Consider the following 11,713-nt stretch of genomic DNA (forward strand, 5'->3'; position numbering starts at 1 on the left):
GGGAACTAACGCACGTTAAGGGTCACGGCCGTCCGTCGTCCATCCCCCGGCCAGCCGTTTGGTGAACAGGGGTCAACGATGGCTGTCCAGCCGGTGCACCAACTCGCCGACGTCCACGCCGTATTCGCACCAGTCGCGGTCGGGCCGGTAGCCCAGCTCGGCGTTGACCTTGAGCATCGACTCGTTGACCTGCGCGTTCCAGGTCTGCACCTCGGCCACCTCGGGCTCGGCCGAGCGCAGCTCCAGCAGCATCCGCGCCTTGATGGCCCGGTCGATGCCGTAGCCGCGGTGCTCGCGGACCACGATGGTGTCGTACTGGTCGGCCCGGGTCGGGTGCTGCGCCGGCACCACCACCTCGGTCAACCCGGCCACCTCGCCGGTCTGCTCGTGCAGGGCCAGCACGATGTACGGCTTCATGCCCCGCCGGTGCAGGGTGGCGAGGCTGTCGCGGAGCCGGTCGGGATCGTAGGAGCTGGGGCGAAGCTCGACGTCGTCCACCTCGCGCACCTCGGCCTTCGCCCGCGCGTACGCCTCGATGAGCTCGTCCGGCGGCCCGCCCGGGCAGAACTCGACGTGGTAACCCGCCCCGACCTCGGTGGCCATCTCGGTCAGCGCCGGCCAGTCCACCGCGCCGAGGTCGAGCACGCTGCGGGTCTCGACGTAGTCGCGGGTGAAGCCCAGCGCCTCGTAGAACCCGACGGCCGGGGTGTCGCCGACCACCTCGACGCCGATCGACTGGAAGCCCTCGTCCCAGACCCGGCGGGCGGCCACCCGCACCAGCTCGCGGCCGATGCCGGTGCGCCGACGCGCCGGGTGCGTCAGCACCTCGAGCACGCCGATGCCGCCGAGCAGCAGCACGTGCACGTGCCCGACGATCGCGCCGGGCGTGCCGTCGGGCGCCGGGTCGTCCTGGGCGACCCAGGAGATCCGTCGTTCGCCGGGCATCACCTCGGACAGGTATTCCCGAAGGGAGTTCGCCCGCCACGGCGGATCCTGCGGGAGATCAGCCGCCAGGACCGCGTTCAGCGTGTCCAACAGCGACGCGATCTCGGCGGACGACGCGGTCCGAGGGTCCCACTCGCGCACCATCACCCGTCTAGCTTGCCGTCAACCGCAGCTCGGGGGAAGGGTTGAGTCCGCGAATGTGCGCGCGTCGTCACATCACGTGCCGCTCGAGCGCCCGTACTCGTCGGCCTTCGTGAAGACCTCCTGAGCGTAGCGCCGCACATCGTTGTAGGAGAGGATCGCGCCCCACCAGTCGCCCGGGATGGTCAGGTTCCGGCCGCCCTTGCACAGGTATTCGCCCGCGGCCAGCGCCGCGTCGTCGATGTCGTGCGGGTTCTTCACGCCGTCGTTGTCGGCGTCCGCGCCGATCTCCTGCCAGGTGCTCGGGATGAACTGCATCGGCCCGAGCGCCCGGTCGTAGGTCGTGTCACCGTCGAGGCGGCCCTGGTCGGTGTCGAGGATCCGGGAGCGGCCGCCCTGCCCGTCCAGCGGCGAGCCGAGGATCTCCTTCGAGGTGAGGCCGCTGGGCAGCAGGGTCGCCCCGCCGAACGAGCCGTGCCGGGACTCCACGAAGCCGATCGCGGCGAGCGTGGTCCAGCTCAGTTGGCAGCTGCGGTGGGTCTGCGCGAGCACCAGCTCGGCGTAGCCGTACGCCTGCACCGCCACCGCGGGGATCCCGGTGGTGGCGCCGACGCGCTGCGCCCAACCGCTCAGCGCGTCGGCCGGGCGGCCGGTCGGCGGCACCGGGGCGGCGGTGGCGCCACCGGCCGGCGGCGTGCCGGTCGGGCCCACCGTGCCGGGCAGGCCCGGCTGGCCGGTCGGGCCGGGCGCCCCGGTCAGCCCCGGCACGGCTCCGGTCTGCGGCACGCCCAGGATCGGCGCGGCGCTGGTGGCCTCGACCGCGACCGGCTCCGGCTTGCGGACGGCGGCCGGCACCAGCACCGCGCCGGCCGCGACGGCGGCGCCGACCAGGACGAGCAGGAACAGCGCGGGGACCGTGGTGCGTCCGCTCGGCCGGCGCGACCAGGCGCGGGTGGCCCGGGCGGCGCCGACGGCGAGCTGCCGCGGGCGGACCCGCCCGGCGTGCGCGAACGGCACCCGCCGCCGCCGACCGGGCGGCGTCGGTTTCGGCTCGGCGTCGTCGTCGCCCGGCCCGGTGGCGGCGCTGTCGCCCGCCTCGGGGTCCGGCTTCGCGCCGGCCCGGTCGCCCGCCTCGGGGTCCGGCTTCGCGCCGGCGCTGTCGCCCGCCTCGGGGTCCGGCTTCGCGCCGGCCCGGTCGCCCGCCTCGGGGTCCGGCTTCGCGCCGGCCCGGTCGCCCGCCTCGGGGTCCGGCTTCGCGCCGGCGCTGTCGCCCGCCTCGGGGTCCGGCTTCGCGCCGGCCCGGTCGCCCGCCTCGGGGTCCGGCTTCGCGCCGGCCCGGTCGCCCGTCGCGGGGCCCGGCTCGGCGGCGGCGCCGTCCGTGCCGTCCGGCCCCGGCTCGGCGGTGGGGTCGTCCGGGATCGGCCTGGCGTCGGGGGTGGTCGCGCCGGTTCCGGGCCCGCTCTTCGGTGCGGTCGCGGCCTCCGGAGTGGACTTGGGCGTGGACGCGCCGCCTCGGGGGCGGGGGACCGGCCCGGCGCCGCCGTCGGGCGGCGCGGCGGGTCGCAGGGGCCGGACCGTCGATCGCCGTTCGCCGTCCACCACCCGTCGAGTATCACCCATCCGTGCGACGGCGTCAGGCCCGGCCGTACGCTGGCACCATGCCCCGGTACGAGTTCCGTTGCCGCGCCTGCGGCGACACCTTCGAGGTCAACCGTCCGATGGCCGAGGCCGGCCGGCCCGCGACCTGCCCGCAGGGCCACGCCGACACGGTGAAGCTGCTCTCCACGGTGGCGTTCACCGGTCGGGGCGGCGGCGCCGGGCCGGTCGGTGGGGCGTCCGCCCCGGCCGGTGGTGGCTGCTGCGGCGGCGCCTGCGGCTGCTGACCCGGGCGGCGGGGACCACGTCGCTCGTGGGAACGTTTGGTCGGAATCTGCCCGACCGTTCTCACGATGCGTGACGACGCGATCATAGGGCAGCATGAACCCGACGTCAGCGGGCGGAGGTTCGACGTATGTCGCAACGGATCCACCTCCCGAGCGGGTGGGTGACCTTCGTGTTCACCGACATCGAGGGTTCGACGCGGCTGGCCCGCATGCTCGGCCCGGTCTACCGGCCGGTGCTGACGGAACATCGCCGGCTGCTGCGCGACACGCTCACCGGCACCGACGGGGCGGAGCTGCTGACCGAGGGCGACTCGTTCTTCCTCGCCTTCCCGGACGCGGCCGCCGCGGTGCACGCCTGCCTGACGGCGCAACGCGCGCTGGCGGCCCACGAGTGGCCGAACCCCGACGCGACGCCCCGGGTCCGGATGGGCCTGCACACCGGTTACGCCGAGCCGCGCGACGGCGAGTACGCCAGCCCGGAGGTGCACCGGGCGGCCCGGGTGGCGGCCGCGGCGCACGGTGGTCAGGTGCTCTGCTCGGCCACCACCGCGCGGCACGCCGATCCGCTGCCCGACGGCGCCTCCCTGCTCGACCTCGGGCTGCACCGGCTGCGCGGCTTCGACGACCGGGAGCGGCTGTTCCAACTCGTCGCGCCCGGCCTGGAACGACGGTTCCCCCGTCCGCGTACCGCCGACGCGGCGGCGCACAACCTGCCCACCCAGGTGACCTCGTTCGTCGGGCGGCACTTCGAGCGGGCCGAGCTGGGTCGGCTGGTGGAGGCGTACCGGCTGGTGACCGTGCTGGGCGCGGGCGGCGCGGGTAAGACCCGGCTGGCCGTGGAGCTGGCCTCCGGGATCGTCGAGAACTATCCGGACGGGGTGTGGTTCGTCGACATCGCCGCGGTGACCGACCCGGGGCTGGTCGCGTTCGAGATCGCCGCCGTGCTGGGCCTCCGCCCGGAGCCGGGCCGGCCGATGGTCGACACCCTGGTGGAGTACGCGGCGCCGCGCCGGATGCTGGTGGTGCTGGACACCTGCGACGCCCAGCCGGCCGCCTCGGCCGAGGTCATCTCCCGGCTGCTGGCCGGTGGCCGGGGGGTGCGGGTGCTGGCGACCAGCCGGGAGTCGTTCGGGGTGCCGGGCGAGGTGGTGTGGCGGATCCCGCCGCTCTCGGTGGACGAGGGCCCGGGTGTCGGCGGGAGCGACGCGGTGGCCCTGCTGCTGGACCGCACCGCCGCGGCCCGGGGTGGGCGACCGCCGGAGGAGACCGAGCAGGACGACCTGCGCCGGGTGGTGCGCCGGCTGGACGGCCTGCCGCTCGCCATCGAGTTGGCCGCGGCGCGGCTGCGGGTGCTCTCCGCCGGGCAGTTGGCCGAGCGGCTCGACGACATGCTGGGCACCCTGGACGCGGGGCGGGACTCCGCGGAGCCGCCGCCGGTGGAGGCCGGCTGGAGCGGCAACCAGCAGGACACGGTGGACCTGGTGGCCGCCGCGACCGGGTCCGCGCCGCCGACGCCGGCGACCCGGGCGGTGCAGCGCTCGGCCAGTGAGCGGCACCTGACCATCCAGGCCACGGTGACCTGGTCCTATCGGACGCTGGGTGCCCGCTCGTCGCGGTTGCTGCGCTGGATGGCGGTCTTCGCCGGCCCGGTGGACCTGCCGACCGTGCAGTGGCTGCTCGACGAGGATCCGCTGGATCCGCTGTCGGTGCTGGTGGACAAGTCGATGGTGCTGGCCGAGCCGCACGCCTCGGGCAGCACCTACCGGATGCTGGACCCGATCCGGGCGTACGCGGCCCGCCGGCTGGTCTCCGCGGGTGAGGAGCAGACCGCCCGGGACCGGCACGTGGCATGGTCCCGGCACGCGTTGGACCGGGCGCACCTGGGCCCGGACGGCCGGCCGGTGACGCTCTCCCTCTACGCGTTGGATCCGCTGGCCGGGGAGTTGCGGGCCGCGTTGCGGTGGTGCGCCACCGGCGGCAGCGCCCGGTCGGGGCTCTACCTGGCCGGCGGGCTGGACCAGTGGTGGCGCGAGCGTGGGCTGGCCCGGGAGGGGCGGTTGTGGCTGTTCCGGCTCTACGGCCGGATCGCCGAGACCGGCGAGGAGATCCCGGAGGCCGAGCTGGCCGCCGCCTACCACATGCATTCGCTGCACGCGGGCGCCGACGGGGAGTTCGCCGAGGAGCTGCGCTACTCGCAGCGGGCCGAGGCGGCCGCCCGGCAGGCCGGTGACCTGGGGCTGCTGGCCCGGGTGCTGGCCGGGCGCGCCGCGCCGCTGGTCGACATGGGCCAGTTCACCGAGGCGGAGCGGGTCTGCCGGGAGGTGCTCGACTGGGCGTACGCGCAGGACGTGGTCGGCGACGCGCTGCTCGCCGTCTACAACCTGGCCGAGCTGCTCTGGCGGCGGGGCGCGCTGGACGAGGCGGCCGAGGTGCTCGGTGCGGCCCGCCCGGTGGAGGCGGCCCGCCCGGTGGAGCGGGGGCGCCGGTCGGTGGACATGCTGCTGGGCATGGTGGCGTTGGCCCGCGGTGACCTGGTGGCGGCGCACGAGCACCTGCTGGTGGCGTTGCGGTCGCGGATGAGCCACGGCTACCTGGGTCGGGCCTGCGACACGATCAACGCGATCGCGGTGCGCTGCGCGCTGGCCGGGGACGCGGTGGCGGCGACCCGGCTCTTCGGCGCGGCGCAGGCCACCCGGGCGAGCCTCCGGGCCACCCCGGGCATCTACGAGCCGTACTGGCTGGCCCGCCAGGCGGAGCTGCGCCGTGCCCTGGGCGACGAGGCGTTCGACGCCGCGTACGGCGCGGGGGCCGGGTTGCGGCTGGACGAGGCGGCGGCGTTGGCGTTGCACATCGAGCATCCGGACCTGGCCGCCGACTCGTTCTGGTTCGGCCCGTCCAGCTCGCGGCCGGCGGCCGAGCCGCGCAGCACGGCGGGCTGAGCGTCCCCGGGCGGGGTGCCGGGGAGCCCGGCGGTCGGGCTCCCCGGGCGGCCCGGTCAGCTCCGGGCCGCGGCGCGACGCTCGGCGTCGGCCTTCATCCGCGCGGCGCGGTCGATGTCGGCCTGCTTGACCGCGGCGACCGATCCGAACACGCTCACCGCCTGGTAGTAGGTCCAGGCGAGGCTGTAGCAGGCGGGCCGGACGACCGCGTTGTAGGTGGCGCAGACCCGCTTCAGGTCCTCGTAGAACGCGCTGTCCAGTCGGGACTTGTTGGCCGGGAAGATGCCCATGGCCTTGTGGTTGCGGTAGCCGAAGTCGTGCCGGTAGCAGGAGAGGTTGAACGAGAAGCCGAGCGGGTTGTCCGGGCTGGACGAGCAGTAGTCGGTGGACCAGTCGAAGCCGTACTCGGCCCAGGGCGTCTTGTTCAGCCGGGCGCTGTTCCAGGCGTTGTAGCTGCTGGCGCTGGTCTGGGTCCAACTGGACAGCACCGACAGTTTCTGGGCGGTGCTCACCGCGGCGGCGGCCGGTGCGGCCAGGCCGAGCGCAGTGAGCAGGGCGATCAGGCCGGTGGCGAGGGTGGTGGCGAGGCGTCGGGACACGGGGGGACCTCCGCGTGGTCGGCGTCGGATCGAGCGCTCCGGGATCTCCGGATTTCGAAGATTGTCGATCAATGCGGCGACGTCGGGGGATGCCTCGGGCGGACACTTGTTGACATTCGCCCAAACAGACGAATGGCCTCGGGGAGCGAACCTTCTATGCTCGTCTACGAGTAATCGGCAGCGAGGAGTTCGGTCGTGGCCAAGCGACGCCGGGTCGGCAACCTGCTGGCGCTCGCCGTGCTCTCCGTGCTCGTCGAGCGCCCGCGTCACCCGTACGAGATCGCCGCCGTGCTCCGCGAGCGCGGCAAGGACCAGGACATGCCGATCAAGTGGGGCTCGCTCTACACGGTGGTGGCGAACCTGGAACGGCACGGCCTGCTCGCCGCCGTGGCGAGCGGGCGGCAGGGGCGACGTCCGGAGCGGACCGTCTACCGGATCACCGACGCCGGCCGGGCCGAGCTCGTGGACTGGACCCGGGAGCTGGTCGCCGTGCCGGAGCGGGAACACCCCCGCTTCGAGGCCGGCCTGTCCGTGCTCGGCGCGCTCCACCCGGCCGAGGCGACCGAGCTGCTGCGGCGGCGCCTCGACCGGCTGACCGAGCAGCTCGACGCGCAGCGGGCGGCGCTGGCCCGGCACGCCCGCGAGGTGCCCCGGCTCTTCCTCGTCGAGGCCGAGTACGACCTGACCGTCCGGGAGGCCGAGGCGACCTGGGTGCGCGGGCTGCTCGACGAGTTGACCACCGGCGCGTTGCCCGGGCTGGCCGCCTGGCGGGCCTGGCACGAGACCGGCGCCATGCCGCCCGAGTGGGCGGAACCGGCGGAGAGGGGGACCGAGGAGCACTGACCCACGGACCCCGGCGGGGTGCGGTAACACCGCCGCCGGGGCCCTGACCTGCGAACCGATACCGCGGGGACGGCAACCCGGCCGCAAGGTGGCAACCGCAACGATAACCGGGCGTCCGTCCCCGGGTCGGTTCGTGTCCGCACGAATCGAGACGGAGGAGAGAGATGGGTACGAAGGACCTGCGCGCGCCCAGGCGCAAGATGGTGCCCGAGATGGAGGGGGCGACCGCCCGCTGGTACGCCCGCAACCGTGGCTCGGCGGAGCAGTTGGCGGAGTACCGCCGGCAGGCCGCGCGGCTGGCCGCGGGGCTGCCCGACGGGGCGGGGGTGCTGGAGGTCGCGCCCGGCCCCGGTTACCTAGCGATCGAGCTGGCCCGGCTCGGGGCGTACCGGATCACCGGGTTGGACGTCAGCCGGACGTTCGTGGCGCTGGCCGGCGAGGCCGCCCGGCGGGCGGGCGTGGCGGTGGACTTCCGCCAGGGCGACGTCCACGACCTGCCGTTCCCGGCGAACACTTTCGACCTGGTGGTCTGCCAGGCGGCATTCAAGAATTTCGTCCGTCCGGTGCGGGCGCTCGACGAGATGCACCGGGTGCTGCGGCCGGGCGGCCGGGCGGTGATCCACGACCTGCGGTCCGACATCTCGGCGGCGGACATCGCGCGGGAGGTGGCCGGGATGGGGCTGGGCCGGCTGGACGCCCTCTGGACCCGCTCGGCGTTGCGGATGCTGCGCCGGCGGGCGGTCACCGCCGACACCTTCGCCCGGCTCGCCGGGGCGAGCGCGTTCGGCGGCGCCGAGGTGGACCGGGACGGGGGGATCGGCCTGGAGGTCCGGCTGACCCGGGTCGGCTGATCGCCGGGGAACGCCCGGGGCTCCACGGCGGGAGCCCCGGGCGTCACCGGTCAGCGGACGAAGCGCGGCGGGCTCGCCGGGCTCTCGTTCGCCAGGCGGTCCAGCGCGGTCACGTAGTAGGTGTAACGGTTGCCGGCGACCGCCGTGGTGTCCACCCAGGACCGGGTGGCGCCGTCGGTGGCCCGCACGGTGCCGACCAGGTGGGACGCGTCGGCGAAGTCGCAGCGACCGGCCAGGCCGAGGCCGTCGAACCGGTAGATCGCGTACGAGGTGGCGGTGCCGAGCGGGCCCTTGCCGTCGGCGGGCTGCCGCCAGCTCAGCCGCACCCCGTCCGCCTCCCGCTGGGCCTTGGTGACCACCGGGAAGAGCAGCGGCTTGTGCGGCAGGTGCGTCATGGTCGGCACCAGCGCCGGCCGTGAGTAGTGCTCGGCCGCGTAGATGTCGGTGGCGCCGAGCCGGTTCGCCCGTACCTGCACCGCCGAGAAGTGCACGTTGCCGCGCACCTCCGGGTACGACCGGTTCAACGTCAGGTGGTTCGACAGCTCCTGCGGGTTCATCCAGAACGACCCGTACGCCGGGTCGCCGCTCTTGTAGTCGGCCTGGCCGATGTAGAGCTGGACGTTCGTGCCGCGCACCTGCTCCGCCCACCACGGCACGAGCCGCGCGTAGTCGGCGGCCGGGTACTGGCCGATGTACCAGTAGAGCTGCGGCACCACGTAGTCGATCCACTCCTCCTTGATCCACTTACGGGTGTCGGCGGAGATGATGTCGTACGACTGCGAGCCGGTGGTGTCCGAGCCGTTCGGGTCGGCCGAGGCGTTGCGCCAGATCCCGAACGGGCTGGCCCCGAACTTCACCCACGGCTTGGCCGCCTTGATCTTGGCGTTCATCTCCTGCATCAGCAGGTTGATGTTGTCCCGCCGCCAGTCGGCCTTGTCCGTGAAGCCGCGGTTGTACTCGGCGAAGGTGGCGTCGTCGGGCACCTGGTAGGTGCCGCTCGGGTACGGGTAGAAGTAGTCGTCGAAGTGCACGCCGTCGACGTCGTACCGCTTGACCGCGTCCATCATCGCGGTCTGGACGAACTCGCGGACCGCCGGGATGCCGGGGTTGTAGTAGAGCCGGCTGCCGGCGACGCCGGCCGGCGGGTAGGCGAAGACCCAGTCCGGGTGCGCCCGGGCCGGGCTGTCCGGCGCGAGCTGCGACAGGTCGGCGCCGGCGCCGCCGGGGGCCGGCATGGAGACGCGGTACGGGTTGAACCAGGCGTGGAACTCCAGGTTCCGCCGGTGCGACTCGGCGACCAGGAAGGCCAGCGGGTCCCAGCCGGGGTTCTTGCCGCGCACGCCGGTCAGGTACTCCGACCACGGCTCGTACGGCGAGGGCCAGAACGCGTCGGCGGTGGGGCGGACCTGCACCACGACGGCGTTGTGGTTGAGCTTCTGGGCGAGGTCGAGCCAGCCCAGGTACTCCGCCTTCTGCTTGGCGACCTGGTCCGGCGCGGTCCAGGAGTCCTTGCTGGGCCAGTCGATGTTCGTCACCGAGGCGATCCACATGGCCCGGAACTGCCGCTTGGGGGTGGCCGGGTTCGTCACGCAGTCGGTGGAGTTGGTGGTTGTCGTCTCGTTCGGTGCGGCCTGCGCCGGAACGCCGGCCACCAGCGCGCCGAGCAGCGCCACGGCCAGCGTGGCGGCCCTGAGCGGAGTTGCCTTCATGCGGTGCGGTCCCTTCGTCGGGTCCGGGGGGACGGGCGGTGGCGCGACGCGGCAAGATTCGCCGCGATGATTATGGCACCGGTAGAAAACTTTCATCAATCCCGATCCCGCGCAAGACCCCCGGACCACACCCCGCATCGTGACCATTCCGACACCCGCCGTACAGGGTTGGGTGGGGGTGGGGCTGGGTAGCTTGGCCGACCACGGACCGCCAACGCGGTGGTCACACCGTTGGGGGAGGTGATCCATGTCAGTCCTGCGGACCAAGCCGATCAAGGACGTGCTCGCCCAGGGCGACGCCGACGGCGACGACGGCAAGCCGGGGCTTCGGCGCCGGCTCGGCCCGGTCGACCTGATGGGCTTCGGCATCGGGATCGTGATCGGCACCGGGATCTTCACGCTGACCGGCGTCGAGGCCAAGAACAGCGCCGGCCCCGGCGTGGTGATCTCCTTCGGCATCGCCGGCGTGGTCGCCCTGCTCGCCGCGCTCTGCTACGCCGAGCTGGCCTCCAGCGTGCCGACCGCCGGCAGCGCCTACACCTACGCGTACGCCACCATGGGTGAGATCGTCGCCTGGATCATCGGCTGGGACCTGCTGCTGGAGTTCGCGCTCGGCGCGGCGGTGGTGGCCCGGGGTTGGTCCGGCTACCTCGCCGACCTGTTCGGCCTGCCCAGCGCCTGGTTCGCCGAGGAGGGCAGCATCGTCAACCTCGGCGCGATCGGCATCGTGCTGCTGCTCGGCGTGGTCGCCATCGTCGGCATCCGCGAGTCCGCCCGGGTCACCAACGTGCTGGTGCTGGTGAAGGTGGCGATCTGTGCCTTCGTGGTCATCGCCGGGCTGTTCTTCGTGAAGGCGGCCAACCTCACCCCGTTCATCCCGTCCAGCGAGCCGGCCGGCGCCGGCGACGACGGCATCAAGCAGCCGGTCACCCAGGCGCTGTTCGGCCTGGAGCCCTCCGTCTTCGGCTTCGTCGGGGTGCTCACCGCCGCCGCGGTGGTGTTCTTCGCGTACACCGGGTTCGAGGCCGTGGCGAACCTGGGCGAGGAGACCCGCAAGCCCAAGCGCGACCTGCCGCTGGGCCTGCTCGGCACGCTCGTCATCTCCACCGTGCTCTACATCGGCGTCTCGCTGGTCGTGGTCGGCATGGTCAAGTACACCGAGATCGACGAGGGCGCGCCGATCGCGTCCGCGTTCCGTGCGGTCGGCGCCGGCTGGGCCGCGACACTCGTCTCCATCGCGGCCGTCGCCGGCCTGACCAGCGTGATCCTGGTCGACCTGGTGGCGATGGGCCGGATCGGCTTCGCCATCGCCCGGGACGGGCTCATCCCCCCGTCCATCGCCAAGGTGCACCCGCGCTGGGGCACGCCCTACCGGATCGCCGCGATCATGACGGTGGCGGTCGCGCTGCTCGCCGGCTTCCTGCCGCTGTCCGCGCTGGCCGACCTGGTGAGCATCGGCGCGCTCTGCGCGTTCATGCTGGTCGCGATCGCGGTGCCGATCCTGCGCAAGCGGCGCCCCGACCTGGAGCGGCCGTTCAAGGTGCCGTTCTCGCCGGTGCTGCCGATCGTCACCGCGGTGGCCTGCCTCTACCTCAGCCTCAACCTGTCGGTGGAGACCTGGGTGCGGTTCCTGATCTGGATGGCGCTCGGCGCGATCATCTACTTCGGCTACGGGCACCGCAAGAACCGGCTGGCCCGCCGCGAGCACGCCGAGGACACCCCCGAGCCCGCCCCCACCCCCTGACCCCGGCCAGATGATAGGCGGGGGCCCCGCTTAACACTCAGGTGTTAAGCGGGGCCCCT

The 11,713-nt window shown here is 73.7% G+C and carries 9 protein-coding genes; 5 read left to right on the top strand and 4 right to left on the bottom strand.

Translation table 11 applies throughout. The features are described 5' to 3' along the window. Positions 1–72: 72 nt before the first annotated feature. On the bottom strand, positions 73–1,089 hold the full coding sequence (locus tag GA0070213_RS18005; RefSeq protein WP_091065420.1) for a GNAT family N-acetyltransferase: 1,017 nt from the start codon (positions 1,087–1,089) through the stop codon (positions 73–75). A 72-nt stretch (positions 1,090–1,161) separates the two neighbouring features. Beyond that, positions 1,162–2,505, bottom strand: coding sequence for a lytic transglycosylase domain-containing protein (locus GA0070213_RS31600; protein ID WP_425412844.1), 1,344 nt, complete (start codon positions 2,503–2,505; stop codon positions 1,162–1,164). 239 nt (positions 2,506–2,744) lie between these two features. Here GA0070213_RS31600 and GA0070213_RS18015 point away from each other — a divergent pair, with 239 nt between their 5' ends. Both GA0070213_RS18015 and GA0070213_RS18020 read left to right on the top strand, forming a co-directional pair. Beyond that, on the top strand, positions 2,745–2,969 hold the full coding sequence (locus GA0070213_RS18015) for an FmdB family zinc ribbon protein (protein ID WP_091066098.1): 225 nt from the start codon (positions 2,745–2,747) through the stop codon (positions 2,967–2,969). A 128-nt stretch (positions 2,970–3,097) separates the two neighbouring features. Then, on the top strand, positions 3,098–5,908 hold the full coding sequence (locus tag GA0070213_RS18020) for an ATP-binding protein (RefSeq protein WP_091065428.1): 2,811 nt from the start codon (positions 3,098–3,100) through the stop codon (positions 5,906–5,908). A 56-nt stretch (positions 5,909–5,964) separates the two neighbouring features. Here the strand turns inward: GA0070213_RS18020 and GA0070213_RS18025 are convergent, their stop codons facing one another. Further along, positions 5,965–6,507 (bottom strand): phospholipase, encoded by a 543-nt coding sequence (locus tag GA0070213_RS18025; protein ID WP_091065432.1) that lies wholly within the window; start codon positions 6,505–6,507, stop codon positions 5,965–5,967. A gap of 195 nt (positions 6,508–6,702) precedes the next feature. Here GA0070213_RS18025 and GA0070213_RS18030 point away from each other — a divergent pair, with 195 nt between their 5' ends. Both GA0070213_RS18030 and GA0070213_RS18035 read left to right on the top strand, forming a co-directional pair. Further along, positions 6,703–7,350, top strand: a complete 648-nt coding sequence (locus GA0070213_RS18030; protein ID WP_091065435.1) for a PadR family transcriptional regulator — start codon at positions 6,703–6,705, stop codon at positions 7,348–7,350. 164 nt (positions 7,351–7,514) lie between these two features. Next, positions 7,515–8,201, top strand: a complete 687-nt coding sequence (locus GA0070213_RS18035) for a class I SAM-dependent methyltransferase (protein WP_175441393.1) — start codon at positions 7,515–7,517, stop codon at positions 8,199–8,201. Positions 8,202–8,251: 50 nt separating this feature from the next. On the opposite strand, the gene GA0070213_RS18040 is transcribed toward GA0070213_RS18035, so the two are convergent. Continuing rightward, positions 8,252–9,910 carry a glycoside hydrolase family 10-like protein gene (locus GA0070213_RS18040; RefSeq protein ID WP_091065439.1) on the bottom strand — a complete coding sequence of 553 codons (1,659 nt, stop codon included), beginning with the start codon at positions 9,908–9,910 and terminating at the stop codon, positions 8,252–8,254. Positions 9,911–10,157: 247 nt separating this feature from the next. On the opposite strand from GA0070213_RS18040, the gene GA0070213_RS18045 reads away from it, so the two are divergent. Beyond that, on the top strand, positions 10,158–11,654 hold the full coding sequence (locus tag GA0070213_RS18045) for an APC family permease (protein ID WP_091065443.1): 1,497 nt from the start codon (positions 10,158–10,160) through the stop codon (positions 11,652–11,654). Positions 11,655–11,713 lie beyond the last annotated feature (59 nt).

Origin of the sequence: Micromonospora humi (genome assembly GCF_900090105.1) — a bacterium.
GTDB classification, from domain to species: Bacteria; Actinomycetota; Actinomycetes; order Mycobacteriales; family Micromonosporaceae; genus Micromonospora; species Micromonospora humi.